Consider the following 17,976-nt stretch of genomic DNA (forward strand, 5'->3'; position numbering starts at 1 on the left):
AAAGTATTAATTAGATAAGATCAAAATAGAAATTAAAGAGATTTATTTTCTTCTTCCAATAACTGGTTCTGATACATTTCTTCATAAATACCATGTAAGTTAATTAGTTCATCGTGAGTACCTTGCTCTGCAATACGGCCTTCTTCAAGGACCAGGATCTTATCTGCTTTTTTGATAGTGGAAATCCTGTGGGCAATTAATATGCTGGTCTTTCCTTTCATGACATTGCCCAGGTTATTTAAGATTTCTTCCTCAGTTTTAGTATCGACAGCGGAAAGACAATCATCGAAAATCAATATTTTGGGCTCTTTAATCAATGCTCTGGCTATAGACACACGTTGTTTCTGACCGCCTGATAAGGTAATCCCCCTCTCGCCCAGCATGGTGTCAAACTTTAACTCAAAATCCATTATATTATGATATACGGCTGCATTTCGGGCGGCTGTTTCTATTTCAGGATCAGTTACCTTGTCTAAACCAAAAGCTATATTGTTTTTAATATTATCAGAAAAGAGAAAAACTTCTTGTGGAACGAAACCTATTTGATTTCTGAATGAATTCAGATCCAATTTTTTAAGGGAGGTTCCATCAATTGAAATCTGGCCGGAATCAGTGTCGTACATCCTCATAATCAGGTTAGCCAGGGTAGACTTTCCAGACCCTGTGCGGCCTATAACGGCAACAAACTGACCAGCTTTAATCTCAAAACTTACCTCTTGTAAGGCTTTAATACCAGTATCCTGATAAGTAAAGCTTACTTTATCGAAGCTGATATTTCCATTCAGATCTGCTATTGGTGCGTCTCCGGTAAGGATATCTGGTTTTAATTCCAGAAATTCATTGATCCTTTTTTGTGAGGCCGAAGCACGTTGAATCAGAGTGGTTACCCAGCCGAGCATGGTTACAGGGAAAGTAAGCTGATTGACATAAACGATGAATTCTGCAATATTACCTGCTGTAATAGAACCATCCAATACTTGTTCCCCGCCAATATATACAGTCAGAATAGTACTCAAACCTACTAAAAGAAGCATAGTAGGGTAGAACAGGGCCTGTACTTTGACAAGTCCCATTGCGCTGTCTTTATAAGCACTGCTTTCTTTAGCGAAGATTTCTCTTGTATAATCTTCACGTACGTAAGATTTGATCACCCTGATACCTGAAAATCTTTCCTGCACAAAACTTGATAAACTGGAAAGCTGTTCCTGGATCTGCTCACTTTTATTATTAATATGGGTATTTACATAATAAATAATCACAACCAGGACTGGTAAAGGCAGTAAACAAAAAGTAGCAAGTTTTGCATTCACTGTATACATCGAAGTAATAATCAGCAGAAATAAAACCAGTGTATTAATGGCATACATAATTGCAGGGCCAACATACATCCTTACCCTGTTTACATCTTCTGTTGCCCGGTTCATTAGATCGCCGGTATTGTTACGGCGGTAAAAGCCAAGACTTAACTTTTGATAGTGTGAATATATCTCATTCTTCATATCAAATTCAATGTGCCTGGACATGAGGATAAGTGTCTGTCGCATAAAAAAGAGGAATAAACCCCTGATCAGATAGAGAATAAGTACTAATGTGCCAAAATAAAGGAGGCTGTAACTGAAAATGTCATAAATAATCTGCTGTCTCTGGAAATCATTGAACAGGTAGTAAATCTGAATATTTTCAGTAATCAGGTTAAAAGCGTGGCCAATAACCTGGGCTGGAATTACACCGAAAATATTAGAGATAATAACGAAAAACACCCCGGGTATGATCCACCATTTATATTTATAGAAATGTTTATTTAAAAAACGAAGGTGCTTCATGTGGCGTAAAGTTAGCCAATTGCACATGATTTTTGAAAACTGTTTGGTTAAAACAATGTAAATAATGTTTTTTATCCTTAGTTTTGCGAGCTGTCTGATAAACGAAATCTTATGTCTGGTAATAGTTCTGCGGTAACCTCAATTTTAGATCAACTAAGTGCTTTAGGACACAAAAAAGTTGTTTTTTGTAATGATCCCGATACCGGTTTAAAAGCCATTATTGCTATTCATGATACTACGTTGGGCCCTGCTTTGGGTGGTACAAGAATGCTTAGTTATGCTACAGAAACTGAAGCACTGGAAGATGTGCTGCGGTTATCGAGAAGTATGACCTATAAAGCTGCAATCACAGGATTAAACCTGGGAGGCGGTAAAGCTGTCATCATTGGTGATTCCCGTAAAGGTAAATCTGAAGCGATGATGCGCAGTTTTGGTCGTTTTATTCAAAACCTGAATGGTGAGTTCATTACTGCCGAAGATGTAGGTACAACTACTAAGGATATGGAATACATCAGCATGGAAACCAAATATGTGACGGGAGTCCCTGAATCAATTGGTGGAATGGGTGATCCTTCTCCTACTACTGCTAAAGGCGTTTTTCTGGGAATAAAAGCTTGTGTTAAAGAAGTTTTTGGAACCGATATGCTGGCAGGACGTTCTGTTGTTGTACAGGGCATCGGGAATGTAGGAGAGCAGCTGGTAGAACTATTGAGAAATGAAAATGTGGAAGTTTTTATCAGTGATATTAACGAAGAACGTTTACATCATATCGCCAGAAAATATAAAGCAAAACCAGTAGAGGCTAATAAAGTATTCGGTCTGGATGTAGATATTTATGCACCCTGTGCATTAGGTGCTACAGTCAATGACGTAACTATTCCAAGAATGAAGTTTGCGATTATAGCAGGTTCAGCTAATAATCAGCTTGCAGATGAACATGTGCATGGTAAATTGCTGTTGGAAAAGAATATACTTTTTGCACCAGATTACCTGATTAATGCAGGTGGTCTGATTAATTGCTACTCGGAATTAACAGGTTTCGGCAGAAAACGTACGATGCAGCTGACGGAAAATATCTATCAGGCCACACGTAACGTTATTAAACTATCAAAGACAGAAAATATCCCAACAATCCTTGCAGCAAACAGGATTGCAGAACAAAGAATAATAGACATCAAAAAAATAAAATCATCATTTTAATAACCGGTATATTACCAACTCGTTCTTACATTCATGTTAAATAGAAGGCACCTACGAATTAAAGTCCTGCAAAACATCTTTGCGTGGCAAATGACAGACAAAAAGGATCTACTTTCTGCAAAGAAGGAATTGATGCACAGTATTGATAATGTTTATGAAATGTATGTCAGAATGCTGGCGTTACTTTCAGAAATTACAGAATACACATCAGTTGATGCTATTGAAAGAGCTAATAAGCATTTTCCTACTGCTGAGGATTTGAATCCTAACAAAAAATTACTGCGCAATAAATTTATTATTCTGCTGCAGGAAAACCCTGAATTTAAATCGGCTGTAAACAAATACCAGATTAACTGGCATGCGGACCCTGAATTCATCAAGACGATCTATAATAAGCTGAAAACTACTCCTGAGTATGCTGCTTATCTGAACGATACTGATGATAGTCTGGAAGGATCAAAAGAGATTATCAAATTTATCTTTAGAAAAATCATTCTTAAAAGCCAGAATATCATCCAGGCTTTTGAAGATAAATTTATCAACTGGCCTGTAGATAAGGAAGTAATGCAGGGAATGGTTGCAAAAACGCTGAAAAACTTTACTTCAGAAGACCCGTTCAAAAACAAGCTTACTCCAATTAGTGCCGATTGGAAAGAGGATAGCAAATTTGTAGAAGATCTTTTCACTTATACGCTGAAAAATAATACTGAATATCAGAACCTGATTGCTGAGCGCACTAAAAACTGGGAATCGGAACGTATCGCTTTAATGGATACTATTCTGATGAAAATGGCTATTTGTGAGTTAATGAATTTCCCTTCAATTCCTGTAAAAGTGACGATAAACGAGTATCTTGATCTATCGAAAGATTACAGTACTCCGAAAAGTAATTCATTTATTAACGGTATATTGGACAAAATTTTAGGCGATTTGAAACGTACAAACAGTATCAAGAAAATTGGCCGCGGATTAATAGAAGAATAAAAAAACATATTAATGAAGAAGATCTTTTTACTTGCATTTGCAGCAGCTTCATTAGCTGCCTGCCAACAAACAAAACCTACTGCAGCTGCTGCTGACAGTGCAGCGAAGACAGCTACTACAACCAGTACTGTTGTTGCTTCACCTGATGCACCGGTGATGAGCTTTGAACAGGGAATGTATAACTTCGGTAAAATCGTACAGGGAGAATCTGTACATTACGAGTTCAAATTTAAAAATACAGGTAAAACTCCTTTAATTGTTACCAATGCGACAGCAACCTGTGGATGTACTATTCCTGAGAAACCAGAAGGACCTATTAAACCAGGTGGTGAAGGTGTGATCAAAGTTGTATTTAACAGTGCTGGTAAAATGGGAATGCAGGATAAAGTGATTACAATCACATCAAATGGTAATCCTTCGACAAGTGAAGTACACCTGATTGGTGAGGTTAAAGAAAGAACATAATTATATAATAATACAATCAATATGACATTAACAGTAATTTTAGATGCTGCTGCCGGCGGAAGCAGTATGTTAAGTACCCTGGTTCCAATGGTATTAATCATGGTAGTTTTCTATTTCTTCATGATCAGACCACAAGTAAAAAAAGCTAAAGACCACAAGAAATTAGTTGCAGACTTGAAAAAAGGTGATAAAATCGTCACTACTGCTGGTATTCACGGTAGAATCGTTGATATGAATGAACTTACTTTCTTAATCGAAGTTGAAGGCGGTACTAAAATCCGTTTTGATAAGTCTGCTATTTCATTAGATGCAACTAAAGCATCTACTGAATTGCCTAAGGCTTAATTCGTTAACAGACATTATAAGCCGCTCCATTATTTGGCGCGGCTTTTTGTTTTTTAAGAGAATGTAACTTTATCGTCTTGATCTAAGGTTAAATTCTCTAAATTTGATTAATCAGAGCCATATGCCATTCATTAAACTTACAAAAATAGAGCGAAAGCGCTTTTTAGTATTGATCACTTGTGTGCTTCTGGCTATTGCAGGATGGCTTTTTCTGGCATTGAACAATAAATATGTTTATACAGCCAAGACTGTCCTGATCTATAAAAATTTCCCTCAGAAAAAAGCTTTCCATCCTTTACAATCTGATACTGTAGATCTGCTGGTCGAAGGAACGGGCTGGCAGTTGCTGTTTGCACGTTTGAGAGTTAATCCGCAATTTATAAGTATCAGTCTCGAAAAACTGAATAACAGGAACTATATTCTTTTTTCAGAGCAGTTGTATAGTGTAAATAATCAATTGGAAACTTCACAGAAGATTATATCTGTAAGACCGGATACCTTATATTTTGATTTTTCTAAACGGACTGTAAAGCGTGTTCCTGTTAAACTGGTTTCTAACCTGTCTTTTGTCAAGCAATTCGGAATTTCTGATGTGATCCAGTGTACGCCTAATTATGTAACTGTTTCTGGCCCGCAGGAAGAACTTGAAAAGATCAGTGAATGGAAAACTGATACTTTGACTCTTCGTAATATTCAAAATCAGGTAGTTACCAGGGTAGCTATGAAGCAGAATCTGCTTAAAAATGTAAATATCTTCCCAGCCAGTGTTGAAGTTAAATTACCGGTAGATGAGTTCACTGAAAAAACACTGGAAGTACCATTGAAGATTATCAATAACAATGAATACTATAATGTGAAGCTTTATCCAAAAAAGGTGAAGATCACTTTTATGGTTGCACTTTCAAGTTATCAGCAGGTCAATGAGGATTTTATTGAAGCTGTAGTGGACCTGAATGAATGGAAATTAAAACACCACGGACAATTGTCTGTTAAACTAACACGTTTTCCTGATTATTGCAGAAAGGTAAGGCTTGATCCGGAGAAAATTGATTTTATTATAGAAAAATAATGATTAAGATAGGTATCACAGGTGGGATAGGAAGTGGAAAAACTACGGTTTGCAGGATATTTGAGAAATTGGGTATCCCTGTTTTTTATGCGGATACAGTGGCTAAAGAAATCATGATTACTGACCCGGTATTAAGGGAAGGGATAATCAATACATTCGGTCAGGAGAGTTATGAAAATGATGGAAGACTGAATAATAAATATATCGCTCAGCTAGTATTTAATGATAAAAAAGAGCTGGAGAAACTGAATGCGCTGGTTCACCCTGCTGTATTCAGGGCATTTGATAGCTGGGAAGAAACTATAACTGCTGATGTACCTTATACACTAAAAGAGGCTGCCTTATTATTTGAGAGTGGTTCTTATCAGTTATGTGATAAAAATATTCTGGTTACAGCACCTGCTGCTGTTAAGATTGAACGCGTTATGGAACGTGACGGGGTAACCAGGGCACAGGTAGAAGCGCGCATGGATAAGCAGCTTAGTGATGATGAAAAGAATAAAATGGCTGATTTTCTGATTACAAATGATGAAAGCCAATCGGTGATACTTCAGGTATTGGAGCTGCACCATCAATTTATAAACCTTACAAAATAAATGATATTAGAGGATTTTTTAGTTCCAACGAAAATTGGACTGTTTTGCGCTTATGGTAATTTTTACCTTGACCCGAAGGAAATGGTTAAGGATGCCGTAATTTCACATGCACATGGTGATCATGCAATTAGTGGGAATTTCAATGTGTATTGTACGCAGGCGACCTCATTATTTATGATACAAAGGTATAAGAAGTTTGCGGCGGGCGAATTTCATTTATATGATTTTCATGCTGAATTTATCTTGAATGGTGTTAAAATCAGTTTTATCCCTGCGGGGCATATTCTGGGGTCTGCAATGGTGATGATGGAATATAAAGGGGTAAAATATCTATATACCGGCGATTATAAACTTCAGCCGGACACAACTTGTGAACCTATTGAATTTGCCGAAGCGGATGTACTGATTACAGAAACTACTTTTGCAAATCCGGATACGAAACATCCGGATGTGGAGCTGGAAATCAAAAAATTGAATTCAACGACAAGTAATATTATGCTTGGGGCTTATGCTTTGGGTAAAAGTCAGCGGTTGATCAAACTGATCAGTGATCATTGTCCGCAGAGAAGAATTCTGGTTCATCACAGTATCCTTCCTTTTGTGAAAATTTATGAGCAAATGGGTATTGATATGGGGAAATATGAAGTTTACGACCGTAAGGTGATGAAAAATAATAAAACTGATATGATTTATCTTGTGCCACCCCTGGTTTACAGAAGTTATATCAAAGCTGTGAATGTGATCCGTGTTTTTGCAACAGGATGGAAACATTTACAGAACAATAATGAGCTGCAATTATTCATTTCTGACCATGTGGATTGGGATGATATCATTTATACCATAGAAAAAATCAAACCGAAAGAAATCTGGACTACACATGGAAGTGGGATTCAGCTAAAAAGTTATTTTACAAACATTATTACTGTTAAATTGCTTAACTAATGACACAGGATGCCGATTATTATTTCAATGAAGAAGGATTGATGGTTTTTACAGAAGCCTACCATCGTAAACGTGGTTATTGCTGTAAAAATGGTTGTAAACACTGTCCCTGGAAATACGGCAAAAAAAAGAATGATAGTAATGATAGTGAATTAACAAAAGAAAATTAAATAATTGATGCAGCTGCAGAAAGATAATAAAGCCCCCCGCTATGAAAGTGTATTCCACGAAGCAATGGTCAACGTGGCTTTTACACAGAATTGGTGTAATGACCAGGTGAAACAGGCTGTTTCACCATATGATATTACTAATCAGCAATTTAATGTGCTGAGAATATTACGTGGACAATACCCGAATCCTTCAACAATCAATCTGCTGAAATCCAGAATGCTGGATAAGATGTGTGATGCTTCAAGGATCGTAGACCGTTTGGTACAGAAGGACCTGATCTGTAAAAACACTAATGCTTATGATAAACGTGCGGTTGATATCCTGATTAATGAAAAAGGAATGGCGCTGTTAAAGAAAATGGATAAAGAAATGGATCTTTCAGGCATCATTTCCTGCAATTTAACAAAACAGGAAGCTGAATTGCTGACTACATTACTGGAAAAAGCAAGGGGTAAAGATTAATACCCCTAATGACTGTGCCCTGAGGTATAAAATCCAATCAGTGCAATTCCTATACCCAATAAAACAGCAATCATTTTTCGCTTTGAAACTTTATGGTCAACGCTGGATTCAAATAAAATTGTGGTAGAGATGTGTAAGAATATTCCAATTACTACACCCATCATTTTGTGGAAGTAAACTTCAATACCTCCAATACGGCCGGTACTGATTCCATTACTTACCCAAAATCCCAGTGGGGCCATAATTGCAAATACAGCCAGGTAAAAGATAATCGCCGAAGGTTTAAATTTATTCTGCATCAATATGCTCGCTAAAGCAAAAGCGGCAGGAATATGGTGTAAGGAGATCCCAAAAATCAATGCATTGTGCTGATCGGCGGCAAGTGGCATCCCTTCCAGAAAGGCATGCAGACATAAACTGATCATAATGCCATAAGGAAAGATCTGTGTATCATCATGTTTATGGATATGGCCATGTTCTACGCCTTCAGAGAACTGTTCAAGTACAATTTGTAAGAGAAAACCGACTAATATATACAAACCGATTTCTGCATGATCAGGTCCGCTGTAGGCATCAGGTATCAAATGTAAAACGGTGATCGCAAATAAGTAGGCTCCGCTGAAAGAAAGGATCAGCTTTAGCAATTGTGATTTATCACTTTTTACTAAAAATATGGACAGCCCCCCTAAGAAAGCGCAAAAGAACAGTATTAAGATTTTCCAAACTTCCATTAAGCTGCTGGTTGTAATTTTTTATAAAGCAGGGATACTAGAAACCCAATTGTAGAACCTAAAGCAGCACCTGCTACGGTATCTATCGGATAGTGTACGCCGACGTATATTTGTGCAAAAGAAATAATAAATGCCCAGGCAAGGCCGATAGGCAGGATTGGTTTCCATCTGGAATAGAAAACCATAATTAAGAATACTGCAATACCAAAGTGATTGGTCGCATGTGCTGATGGAAAACTAAATCCGCTGCCGCATTCTACACGGTGGATAATATAGTTGGCCATGGCAGGATCATTACAGGGTCTTAATCTGCTGATGAATGGTTTGATGAATCTGGAAGAGATCATATCGCCCATAGCAAAGGTAAGAAGTACACCTCCTATAATATACCATCCTCTTTTTTTATATTCTTTGAAACAGAAAATGATAATAAAAAGGTACAGGGGAGCCCAGAAATAACGATTCCGCATTAAAGGCATCAACCAATCAAAAAATCCATTGGAGAGTCCTCTGTGAATTTTAAGAAACAGTTCTACATCAAAGTTATGTAAGCTTTCTATCATGCTTTTTTGCAAACAAGGATCAGCCTGTCGGATTTGGCTACATCGAAGGCTTCGAGATTATAGCTGCCGAATGTATTCACGATAGCTAACCCGCTTTTCTCAAACATACGTTCAAAATCTGCTAAGGTGAAAGCCTGTACACGTTCTTCAAAAGCATGATGTTTACTCTTATGCTCAAAATTAATATGTTTAATGATCTTCCCTTCTGCTACAAATTTACGCAGTTCAAAATCTATACCTTCTATGGTTTTTGTTTCTCTGTGGGTAAGGTTACTGATAATCTTCTGGGTGTTGAAATAATCAATAACCACTGTTCCATCTTCTTTGATACTTTTTCTGAAAGACTTCAACGCATTTACATGATCTTTTTCAGTATCAAAGTAGCCGAAACTGGTGAAAAGATTTAAGGCGATATCATAGTAATTGATGTAGCCCAGTTTACGCATATCGTGTACGAAAAAATGAAGGTGCTTTTGCTCAAACTGTTTGGCGTATTTAATGCTTTGCTCAGAAAGATCGATTCCTGTAACGTCAAATCCTTTTTTATTTAAATAAACTGAATGGCGGCCTCTTCCACACGCAATATCCAGTATCCTGGAATGTAATGCCGGTTTCAGGTAGGCAGTCAGGTTATCAATTAAAAATTCTGCTTCAGCATCATTACGCTGACTATATAGTATATGATAATAAGGAGAATTGAACCAGTATTGAAACCACTTTCGCTGCATAGGGACCGTCTTAAATTTAGAAAAAACAAATATAGTGATTAGGAATGCAACTGGGTGGATATTCAAGTCAAATTATCTTGACATCTGTTTGAATTTTACGCTCAAATTAATTTAAACAAGCTTAATTATGACAGGCTCTTCTTAAATTTTTACTATTTTTGAAAAACAAAATTCATAGCAGTTGACACTTATAAAATCTATTTCAGGAATCAGGGGAACTATCGGCGGAATCGCTGGAAATGGGCTAACACCTATTGATATAGTGAAGTTTACCGCAGCTTACGGCTCGTGGGTAATTAAAAATACGAATATTAAGAAAATCGTACTCGGAAGGGATGCGCGGATCTCAGGCGATATGGTGAATAATCTGGTAACCGGTACTTTACAGGGACTGGGTATTGAGGTGATAGATTTAGGTCTGTCAACTACACCAACTGTCGAGATTGCTGTTCCGATGGAAAAAGCGGGCGGCGGAATTATTCTGACGGCCAGTCATAATCCTAAACAATGGAATGCCTTGAAACTCTTAAATGAGAAAGGTGAATTTATCAATGATGAAAATGGTAAAGAAGTATTAGAAATTGCTGAAAGAGCTGATTTCTCTTTTGCTGACGTCAATGAACTTGGAAAAGTTATTTATGATGATTCTTATTTGCAGAAACACATTGATGTAATTCTTGCTTTGCCTCTGGTTGATGTGGAACTGATCAGAAAAGCGAATTTTAAAATTGCGATTGACTGTGTTAATTCTACTGGTGGTATATTTATTCCGGCTTTACTAAAGGCATTGGGTGTAGAAACTGTATTTGAATTATATTGTGAGCCTAATGGTGAGTTTCCACATAATCCTGAACCTCTTCCGGAAAATCTGACTGAAATTGCTAAAGTAGTACAAAGTAAACAGGCAGATCTGGGTATTGTAGTAGATCCTGATGTGGACCGTTTATGTTTTGTTTGTGAAGACGGAACGATGTTTGGCGAGGAATATACTTTAGTTGCTGTAGCTGATTACGTACTTAAAAACCAACCAGGCAATACTGTTTCTAATCTGTCATCGACAAGAGCTTTAAAAGATGTTACCCTTAGAGCAGGCGGAGTTTACAATGCTGCTGCAGTTGGTGAGGTCAATGTGGTTACACAAATGAAAGCGACCAACGCGATTATTGGTGGCGAAGGTAATGGTGGAATAATCTATCCTGAATTGCATTATGGCCGTGATGCCTTAGTGGGGATTGCTTTATTTTTAACACATCTGGCTAAATTTGGAAAATCTGTATCCCTGTTAAGAAGCAGTTATCCGAATTATCATATTTCAAAAAATAAGATCACATTAACTCCTGAAATGGATATTGATGCTTTGTTGGTTAAAGTACAGGAAAAGTATAAAAACCAACCGAGCAGTACGATTGACGGGTTAAAAATAGAATTTGATAATGAGTGGGTTCACCTGCGTAAATCAAATACAGAACCAATTATCCGGATCTATAGTGAAGCGGAGAATGAAACTGTAGCTGAAAACCTGGCGAAAAAGATCATATCAGATATCAAAGAAATTTTAAAATTGAATTAATACAAATGAACAGGATCTATTTAGATAATGCTGCAACAACACCTCTTGACAAAGAGGTAATGGCCGAAATGATGAATGTGATGGAGAATTACTATGGTAATCCGTCTTCAATTCATGCGCAGGGCCGTGAGGTGCGTACATTGATTGAAAAGGCCCGTAAAACTGTAGCTGGATTACTGAATGCGACGCCTGCTGAGATATTTTTCACTTCGGGTGGTACAGAAGCAGACAATACAGCTATACGTTGTGGTATTGCAGCTTTTGGGATTAAACATGCAATTACTTCAAAAACCGAGCATCATGCCGTAGAACATACGCTGGGACAATTATTAAAGGATGGAGTGATTGACAAGCTTAGTTTTGTTAATGTTGATGCTAAAGGTAATATTGATTATGACCATCTTGAACAGCTTTTAAAAGAGAATTCGCGTTCTTTTGTTTCTTTAATGCATGCAAATAATGAATTGGCAACTTTGACTGATATGGAAAAAGTTGGTGATATCTGTGAGCGTTATGAGGCTATTTATCATTGTGATACCGTACAGACTATGGGTCATTATGTACATGATGTCAGAAAGATAAAAGCACATTTTATTGTTTGTGCAGCACATAAACTGCATGGTCCTAAGGGTGTTGGATTCTTGTTTGTAAATCATACCATTAAAATCAGTCCAATGATTTATGGTGGTGCGCAGGAGCGTAATATGCGTGGTGGAACAGAAAATGTATATGGAATTGTAGGCCTTGCTAAAGCATTGGAAATGGCTTATGGGCATATGGCAGAACATCAGTCTTATATTCAGGAGTTGAAAACTTACATGAAAGATAAACTGGTAGCTGAAATTCCTGGAATTAGTTTTAACGGTGAAACTGATCCTGAGAAAAGTTTGTATACAGTGCTTAATGTATCATTTCCGGCAATGGAAATGTCTGATATGTTATTGTTTAATCTGGATATTAACGGGATCTCTGCATCTGGCGGCAGTGCCTGTTCATCTGGTTCAAATATTGGTTCTCATGTATTAACTGCTATTGGAACTGATCCTAACCGTCCATCGGTAAGGTTCTCTTTCAGTAAACTGAATACCAAAGAGGAAATCGATTATGTAATAGAAAAAGTGAAACATATTGTAGAGCAGAATATTGCTGTATAGTAATTTATAATATAAATGAAAAAGCTCTGACCGCTGGTCGGAGCTTTTTTTTTAACAATCAATTATGCAATACTTATCAATAGAGAATAATCAGAGTCCGTATTTGTCCTTTGTAGAGGAACTTTATCATTCTGCTTTTCCATTGGAGGAAAGAAGAAATTGGGAGCAATTGCTTAAAATGATCGGCACAGTACCCGAAATGTCTTTTCAGGTAGTCCTGGCCGAAGAAAAAGCAATAGGGTTTGTGATTAGCTGGAAGTTTGACGACTGGTGTTTTGTAGAACACCTGGCTGTTGACCCGGTAAACAGGGGAAAGAAGTTTGGGGAAAGGATTATGAAAGACTTCATGACAAAGAACCGTAAGTTATTATTAGAAGTTGAGCCACCTTTATCTGTAGATGCTGTGCGCAGGGTAGGCTTTTATGAAAGACTGGGGTTAGTTTGTTTACCTTTTGATTATCTTCATCCTTCTTACCACGATTCTCATGTTTCTCATTCTTTAGTGCTGATGACTAATGTGCCTGAAACAGGGGAAATATATTTTGATGAAATCATTCTTAAGGTTAAAAGACAGGTTTATTTGTATCGTCCAATCTGATTTTCAGGAGCTGAATTACAAATAGTGTGATATTTATAAAATAATAGAAACTATATTTTTTATGGCTTGTTTACCATTCAACTATCAAATTATTTTGAACTAAAAATATTGATTATGAGTACTCCGGAAAAGCAAGACCACGAAAATGAAAAAAAGAAAACGGTTTATAAAGAGACAGACAATAGTGAAGATTTAACGGGTGGAGAAACATCTTCTGAGTCAGAATCTGGCAGGACTGCCTTTACACACAGGCCTGAGAGAAAGAATAAACCATTAGGTTCAAGTCATGAGCCAGGGGTTACACCCGGAAGAGAGTTTTAAAAAAGACTATTTTTTATTACCTGTTTAAATCTGAATGATAAATTTAAACAGGTAAACAGAAAACCCTGAATCAGCTATTGATTCGGGGTTTTCTGTTTCTAAGCTAAAATAATGGAATTCTATCCTGTAAATATTACCTGATTTATTTGCCTGTTAATGTTTTCTCCATTACATTAGAGGATACATTTGGCTTTAAGTAGAAAGGGATTATTAGTGTTTATTGATTTGCTAAATCGTTTTTAATATTATAACCATATATATGACCCTCATTCGGACTTTAGCGGCAGCCAGCCTATTATTATTCTCTATGCAGAACATTGCTTCTGCTCAGGTAAAACACACTTTTAAAGATAAAGAAGTCATTCGAAGAAATGACCTGACCTTAACCTTCATTAATCAGGATGAAAATTTTTCCCCTGTATTGAAGAAGAGAATGATTGAAACCTTTTTTAAGGTCTATCCGGCTTTAAAAGGCGCTTACAACGAAAAAACTGCAAAACAGGTCACCTTTGTTATTGATACAACTTATAAAGGAGTTGCTGCTACACAAGGCACTACTGTTGCTTATAGCCCTGTCTGGTTTAAACAGCATCCTGAGGATATCGATGTGGTTACCCATGAGGTGATGCATATTGTGCAGAATTATGGCAGTAATGCAGGCCCGTGGTGGATAACTGAAGGAATAGCTGATTATGTCCGCTTTAAATACGGTGTTGATAATAAAGGGGCAAAATGGGCTCTGCCTGATTATAAAACGGGACAGAAGTATGATAATGGTTACCGGGTTACGGCAAGGTTTTTTGCCTGGCTGGAGAAACATGATTATCCCGGGTTCGTAAAAGCCCTGGATCAGAACATGAGAAATCATACTTATACTGAAGACTTCTGGAAAAAACAAACAACCAAAACTTTAACTGAATTATGGGATTTATATGTACTTAATCCAGTAATTTAGAATAACATTATCAATTATAAACCACACAAAAAAATGATGAAACATTTCTTATCAGCGTTGCTTATTTCTGCTGCCATGCCTGTATTGGCACAGCAAGCTGGAAAAGTGACGGATCCGGTAGACTGGATTAATCCACTAATGGGGACAGCTAGTAAACCGAGCCTGTCCAATGGTAATACTTATCCGGCAATTGCAGTTCCATGGGGAATGAATTTCTGGACACCTCAGACTGGAAAAATGGGCGATGGATGGGCATATACCTACGATGCTGATAAAATCAGAGGGTTTAAACAAACGCATCAGCCTTCTCCATGGATGAATGACTACGGACAATTTTCAGTAATGCCTGTAACTGGCAAAATGAAATTTAACCAGGATGAAAGGGCAAGCTGGTTTTCTCATAAATCAGAGACCGCAAAGCCATATTATTATAGTGTTTACCTGGCTGATGCCAATGTGACAACTGAAATTACACCTACAGAAAGGGCTGCACAGTTTCGTTTTACGTTCCCGAAATCTGATAGTTCTTATGTAGTAATTGATGCTTTTGATAAAGGATCTTATATTAAAGTTATCCCTAAAGAAAGAAAAATTATAGGTTATAGTACGCGTTATGCAAGCGGTCCGCTGCCTGCAAATTTCAAGAACTATTTTGTAATCTATTTTGATAAGGCGATTACATCAGCAAATACATGGCATGGCAATACCATAGCGAAAGATACACTTGAATTGAAAAGTGACCATTCTGGTGCTATTGTAGGTTTTAAAACTGAAAGAGGAGAAAAGGTAGGCATGAAAGTGGCTTCCTCTTTTATCAGTATAGAACAAGCAGAGATTAGTTTAAAAAGAGAACTTGCAAATGATACTTTTGAAGCTACTGAGCAGAAATCAAGAGCAATATGGAATAAAACTTTAAGCAAAATTTCTATAGAAGGCGGAACTGTCGATCAGACCCGTACTTTCTATTCCAGTTTATACCGGACGTTGTTTTTCCCGAATAAGTTATATGAAATAGATGCGAACAATAAGATTGTTCACTGGAGCCCATATAATGGTAAAACCATGCCTGGTTATATGTTTGCAGGTACTGGATTCTGGGATACTTTCAGAGCTTTATATCCATTTCTTAACCTGGTGTATCCATCGATTAATAAAGAGATGCAGGAAGGCCTGGTTAATGATTATAAAGAAGGCGGCTGGTTACCTGAATGGTCAAGTCCGGGTTATGCAAACTGTATGATCGGTAACAATTCTGCTTCTGTAGTTGCAGATGCTTATATCAAAGGTCTTCGCGGATATGATATTGAAACTTTATTTGAAGCGCTTAAACATGGTGCAAATAATGAAGGTCCAAATGAAGCAGTAGGCAGGGCAGGAGTGAAGTATTACAACGAACTGGGATATGTGCCTTATGATGTGAAGCTGAATGAAAATGCAGCCAGAACGTTAGAGTATGCTTATGACGATTTTACTATTTATCAATTGGGAAGAGCATTAAAGAAACCAGCATCCGAAATCTATATCTATGCGAAAAGAGCAATGAACTATAAAAATCTTTTTGATCCTTCTACAGGTTTAATGCGTGGAAAGAATAAAGATGGCTCGTTTCAGTCACCGTTTAATCCATTTAAATGGGGAGATGCTTTTACAGAGGGAAATAGCTGGCACTATTCATGGTCAGTTTTTCAGGATGTAAATGGCCTGGTAGGACTGATGGGAGGTAAGAATAAATTTGTAGATAAACTGGATTCAGTATTTACTATGCCTCCGGTTTTTGACGCGAGTTATTATGGTTCTGTAATTCATGAGATCAGAGAAATGCAGATTGCAAATATGGGTCAGTATGCCCATGGAAATCAGCCGATACAGCATATGATTTATTTGTATAACTATGCAGGACAACCCTGGAAAGCACAATACTGGGTTAGGGAAACTATGAACAGAATGTATAAGGCTACGCCTGATGGATATTGTGGAGATGAAGATAACGGTCAGACTTCTGCATGGTATGTTTTCTCTTCGCTTGGTTTTTACCCGGTTACACCGGCTACTGATCAATATGTAATCGGTGCCCCATTATTCAAAAAAGTAACCCTGAACCTTGAGAATGGAAAACAGATTGTGATCAATGCTGCTGCAAACAGTGCGGATAATAAATATATCAATTCATTAAAATATAATGGTAAGGCTTATGGTAAAAACTGGTTAAGCCACTCTGATTTAGTTAAGGGTGCAACATTGGATTTTGATATGACTGCTACACCGAATAAAACAAGAGGTATTTCTGATGCTGACTTTCCTTATTCTATGTCAATAGAGAAAAGATAAGTAAAAAGGAAGATAGGTAATGTATGGCTTTATCATTTCATTCGATAGCATGAAATGATAAAGCCATTTTTTATTTGTAATTATTGATTCCAGTTTACTGATGGTTTTATAAGTAAACTAATTGATGTTTTAGGGAAATTTAAATTAACTATTTTGGTTTTTATTAAGTGTTTAATGGTTTATTTTTTTAAAATCATTAATTTAATATAGCTTATTGTTAAAATAATTTTACTTTAAGTGTTGTGGTTTCGTTTTATATGTTTAATATTGAGTACACAAATGAACATTGTATGAAAAAACTATTAACACTAATGATGCTATGCGCATCTGTTATGGCAGTAAATGCCCAAACTGAAAAAGGTAAATATATATTGGGAGGTACAATAGGTTACTCCAGTACAAAGTATGAAAATTCGCAAGGCGCCAGTAAACAGAATAATTTTGATTTACTCCCAAGTGCGGGATATTTTGTGAGTGATAACCTGGCTTTGGGTTTAGGTATTGGCTATTCTAGAAATGTAACTACTTCGACTACCAGTACTACTTACTATGTTTCTCCTGCGGTTAGTTATGCTAATTATAGTCTTAAAGAAACTACCGATTATTTTACTGTAAGCCCATTTATACGTCACTATGTAAATATATCTGAGAAATTTAAGTTTTTCAGTCAATTCTCAGTGCCTATGAAATGGGGAAATAGAAAATCAGAATTTATTACAAAAAATCCTGCACTTGATGTTATCCCTAATACAAAAGTTAAAACTACATCTGTAGGAGTTGGACTGGAACCTGGCTTTGCTTATTTTCCTACGAAGAAGATCGGTATACAGTTGTCTGTTGGCGGGCTATCTTATATCTGGAATAAAACTGAAGACAAAGTTAATTCTTTTAACAATGACCAGAAGGATCACGCTTTTAATTTAGGAACGAACTTCCTGGCTCCGAGAATTGGTATTCAGTTTTATTTGTAG

20 protein-coding genes are annotated in these 17,976 nt (G+C 36.9%); 16 read left to right on the forward strand and 4 right to left on the reverse strand.

What is annotated here, in order from left to right; all coding sequences use genetic code 11:
- Nucleotides 1-32: 32 nt before the first annotated feature.
- Complete coding sequence (locus HDE68_RS00470) at nucleotides 33-1,823, reverse strand: ABC transporter ATP-binding protein (RefSeq protein ID WP_183877840.1); 1,791 nt, start codon at nucleotides 1,821-1,823, stop codon at nucleotides 33-35.
- 111 nt (nucleotides 1,824-1,934) lie between these two features.
- Here HDE68_RS00470 and HDE68_RS00475 point away from each other — a divergent pair, with 111 nt between their 5' ends.
- From HDE68_RS00475 to HDE68_RS00515, 9 genes are all read left to right on the forward strand, one after another.
- Nucleotides 1,935-3,023, forward strand: coding sequence for a Glu/Leu/Phe/Val family dehydrogenase (locus tag HDE68_RS00475; RefSeq protein ID WP_183877842.1), 1,089 nt, complete (start codon nucleotides 1,935-1,937; stop codon nucleotides 3,021-3,023).
- Nucleotides 3,024-3,113: 90 nt separating this feature from the next.
- On the forward strand, nucleotides 3,114-4,007 hold the full coding sequence (nusB, locus tag HDE68_RS00480; RefSeq protein ID WP_260171544.1) for a transcription antitermination factor NusB: 894 nt from the start codon (nucleotides 3,114-3,116) through the stop codon (nucleotides 4,005-4,007).
- 12 nt (nucleotides 4,008-4,019) lie between these two features.
- Complete coding sequence (locus HDE68_RS00485; protein WP_183877846.1) at nucleotides 4,020-4,472, forward strand: DUF1573 domain-containing protein; 453 nt, start codon at nucleotides 4,020-4,022, stop codon at nucleotides 4,470-4,472.
- Between the two features lie 21 nt (nucleotides 4,473-4,493).
- The gene (gene yajC / locus HDE68_RS00490; protein WP_041885747.1) at nucleotides 4,494-4,817 is read left to right on the forward strand and encodes a preprotein translocase subunit YajC; all 324 of its coding nucleotides are present in this window, start codon (nucleotides 4,494-4,496) and stop codon (nucleotides 4,815-4,817) included.
- Nucleotides 4,818-4,938: 121 nt separating this feature from the next.
- Nucleotides 4,939-5,886 (forward strand): YbbR-like domain-containing protein, encoded by a 948-nt coding sequence (locus HDE68_RS00495; RefSeq protein WP_183877848.1) that lies wholly within the window; start codon nucleotides 4,939-4,941, stop codon nucleotides 5,884-5,886.
- A complete protein-coding gene (coaE, locus tag HDE68_RS00500) occupies nucleotides 5,886-6,482 on the forward strand; it encodes a dephospho-CoA kinase (protein WP_183877850.1) in 597 nt (198 codons plus the stop codon). The genes HDE68_RS00495 and coaE overlap by 1 nt, the downstream gene beginning before the upstream one ends.
- Nucleotides 6,483-7,424: an MBL fold metallo-hydrolase gene (locus tag HDE68_RS00505; RefSeq protein ID WP_183877852.1), complete on the forward strand. Its 942-nt coding sequence runs from the start codon at nucleotides 6,483-6,485 to the stop codon at nucleotides 7,422-7,424. It begins immediately after the preceding gene.
- Nucleotides 7,424-7,594: a DUF5522 domain-containing protein gene (locus HDE68_RS00510; protein ID WP_183877855.1), complete on the forward strand. Its 171-nt coding sequence runs from the start codon at nucleotides 7,424-7,426 to the stop codon at nucleotides 7,592-7,594. The genes HDE68_RS00505 and HDE68_RS00510 overlap by 1 nt, the downstream gene beginning before the upstream one ends.
- A 7-nt stretch (nucleotides 7,595-7,601) precedes the next feature.
- Nucleotides 7,602-8,057, forward strand: a complete 456-nt coding sequence (locus tag HDE68_RS00515; RefSeq protein ID WP_183877857.1) for a MarR family winged helix-turn-helix transcriptional regulator — start codon at nucleotides 7,602-7,604, stop codon at nucleotides 8,055-8,057.
- Between the two features lie 5 nt (nucleotides 8,058-8,062).
- On the opposite strand, the gene HDE68_RS00520 is transcribed toward HDE68_RS00515, so the two are convergent.
- Genes HDE68_RS00520 through HDE68_RS00530 form a run of 3 tightly spaced genes read right to left on the reverse strand, consistent with a single transcriptional unit; the run spans nucleotide 8,063 to nucleotide 10,079 of the window.
- Nucleotides 8,063-8,788 carry a ZIP family metal transporter gene (locus HDE68_RS00520; RefSeq protein ID WP_183877859.1) on the reverse strand — a complete coding sequence of 242 codons (726 nt, stop codon included), beginning with the start codon at nucleotides 8,786-8,788 and terminating at the stop codon, nucleotides 8,063-8,065.
- Complete coding sequence (locus tag HDE68_RS00525) at nucleotides 8,788-9,351, reverse strand: phosphatase PAP2 family protein (RefSeq protein WP_183877861.1); 564 nt, start codon at nucleotides 9,349-9,351, stop codon at nucleotides 8,788-8,790. Before HDE68_RS00525 ends, HDE68_RS00520 begins: the two co-directional genes overlap by 1 nt.
- Nucleotides 9,348-10,079, reverse strand: coding sequence for a class I SAM-dependent methyltransferase (locus HDE68_RS00530; RefSeq protein ID WP_183877863.1), 732 nt, complete (start codon nucleotides 10,077-10,079; stop codon nucleotides 9,348-9,350). The genes HDE68_RS00525 and HDE68_RS00530 overlap by 4 nt, the downstream gene beginning before the upstream one ends.
- 181 nt (nucleotides 10,080-10,260) lie before the next feature.
- On the opposite strand from HDE68_RS00530, the gene glmM reads away from it, so the two are divergent.
- The 7 genes from glmM (at nucleotide 10,261) to HDE68_RS00565 (ending at nucleotide 17,976) form a co-directional block, all read left to right on the forward strand.
- Nucleotides 10,261-11,649, forward strand: a complete 1,389-nt coding sequence (glmM, locus tag HDE68_RS00535) for a phosphoglucosamine mutase (RefSeq protein WP_183877865.1) — start codon at nucleotides 10,261-10,263, stop codon at nucleotides 11,647-11,649.
- Nucleotides 11,650-11,654: 5 nt separating this feature from the next.
- On the forward strand, nucleotides 11,655-12,803 hold the full coding sequence (locus HDE68_RS00540; RefSeq protein ID WP_183877867.1) for a cysteine desulfurase family protein: 1,149 nt from the start codon (nucleotides 11,655-11,657) through the stop codon (nucleotides 12,801-12,803).
- 64 nt (nucleotides 12,804-12,867) lie between these two features.
- A complete protein-coding gene (locus HDE68_RS00545) occupies nucleotides 12,868-13,401 on the forward strand; it encodes a GNAT family N-acetyltransferase (protein WP_183877869.1) in 534 nt (177 codons plus the stop codon).
- 114 nt (nucleotides 13,402-13,515) lie between these two features.
- Nucleotides 13,516-13,722 (forward strand): hypothetical protein, encoded by a 207-nt coding sequence (locus tag HDE68_RS00550; protein WP_183877871.1) that lies wholly within the window; start codon nucleotides 13,516-13,518, stop codon nucleotides 13,720-13,722.
- A gap of 259 nt (nucleotides 13,723-13,981) precedes the next feature.
- On the forward strand, nucleotides 13,982-14,677 hold the full coding sequence (locus tag HDE68_RS00555) for a basic secretory protein-like protein (protein WP_183877873.1): 696 nt from the start codon (nucleotides 13,982-13,984) through the stop codon (nucleotides 14,675-14,677).
- A gap of 36 nt (nucleotides 14,678-14,713) precedes the next feature.
- Nucleotides 14,714-17,005 carry a GH92 family glycosyl hydrolase gene (locus HDE68_RS00560; protein ID WP_183879864.1) on the forward strand — a complete coding sequence of 764 codons (2,292 nt, stop codon included), beginning with the start codon at nucleotides 14,714-14,716 and terminating at the stop codon, nucleotides 17,003-17,005.
- Nucleotides 17,006-17,295: 290 nt separating this feature from the next.
- Nucleotides 17,296-17,976 carry an outer membrane beta-barrel protein gene (locus HDE68_RS00565; protein WP_183877874.1) on the forward strand — a complete coding sequence of 227 codons (681 nt, stop codon included), beginning with the start codon at nucleotides 17,296-17,298 and terminating at the stop codon, nucleotides 17,974-17,976.

The organism is Pedobacter cryoconitis (genome assembly GCF_014200605.1).
Classification (GTDB): domain Bacteria; phylum Bacteroidota; class Bacteroidia; order Sphingobacteriales; family Sphingobacteriaceae; genus Pedobacter; species Pedobacter cryoconitis_B.

Bases quoted from the DNA above. Each gene is read 5' to 3' on its own strand.
- HDE68_RS00470 (WP_183877840.1), bottom strand. From the start codon at position 1,823: ATGAAGCACCTTCGTTTTTTAAATAAACATTTCTATAAATATAAATGG.
- coaE (WP_183877850.1), top strand. From the start codon at position 5,886: ATGATTAAGATAGGTATCACAGGTGGGATAGGAAGTGGAAAAACTACG.
- HDE68_RS00485 (WP_183877846.1), top strand. From the start codon at position 4,020: ATGAAGAAGATCTTTTTACTTGCATTTGCAGCAGCTTCATTAGCTGCC.
- HDE68_RS00555 (WP_183877873.1), top strand. From the start codon at position 13,982: ATGACCCTCATTCGGACTTTAGCGGCAGCCAGCCTATTATTATTCTCT.
- HDE68_RS00510 (WP_183877855.1), top strand. From the start codon at position 7,424: ATGACACAGGATGCCGATTATTATTTCAATGAAGAAGGATTGATGGTT.
- yajC (WP_041885747.1), top strand. From the start codon at position 4,494: ATGACATTAACAGTAATTTTAGATGCTGCTGCCGGCGGAAGCAGTATG.
- HDE68_RS00515 (WP_183877857.1), top strand. From the start codon at position 7,602: ATGCAGCTGCAGAAAGATAATAAAGCCCCCCGCTATGAAAGTGTATTC.
- HDE68_RS00525 (WP_183877861.1), bottom strand. From the start codon at position 9,351: ATGATAGAAAGCTTACATAACTTTGATGTAGAACTGTTTCTTAAAATT.
- HDE68_RS00475 (WP_183877842.1), top strand. From the start codon at position 1,935: ATGTCTGGTAATAGTTCTGCGGTAACCTCAATTTTAGATCAACTAAGT.
- HDE68_RS00530 (WP_183877863.1), bottom strand. From the start codon at position 10,079: ATGCAGCGAAAGTGGTTTCAATACTGGTTCAATTCTCCTTATTATCAT.
- HDE68_RS00550 (WP_183877871.1), top strand. From the start codon at position 13,516: ATGAGTACTCCGGAAAAGCAAGACCACGAAAATGAAAAAAAGAAAACG.
- nusB (WP_260171544.1), top strand. From the start codon at position 3,114: ATGACAGACAAAAAGGATCTACTTTCTGCAAAGAAGGAATTGATGCAC.
- HDE68_RS00565 (WP_183877874.1), top strand. From the start codon at position 17,296: ATGAAAAAACTATTAACACTAATGATGCTATGCGCATCTGTTATGGCA.
- HDE68_RS00545 (WP_183877869.1), top strand. From the start codon at position 12,868: ATGCAATACTTATCAATAGAGAATAATCAGAGTCCGTATTTGTCCTTT.
- HDE68_RS00520 (WP_183877859.1), bottom strand. From the start codon at position 8,788: ATGGAAGTTTGGAAAATCTTAATACTGTTCTTTTGCGCTTTCTTAGGG.
- HDE68_RS00505 (WP_183877852.1), top strand. From the start codon at position 6,483: ATGATATTAGAGGATTTTTTAGTTCCAACGAAAATTGGACTGTTTTGC.
- HDE68_RS00540 (WP_183877867.1), top strand. From the start codon at position 11,655: ATGAACAGGATCTATTTAGATAATGCTGCAACAACACCTCTTGACAAA.
- HDE68_RS00560 (WP_183879864.1), top strand. From the start codon at position 14,714: ATGAAACATTTCTTATCAGCGTTGCTTATTTCTGCTGCCATGCCTGTA.
- HDE68_RS00495 (WP_183877848.1), top strand. From the start codon at position 4,939: ATGCCATTCATTAAACTTACAAAAATAGAGCGAAAGCGCTTTTTAGTA.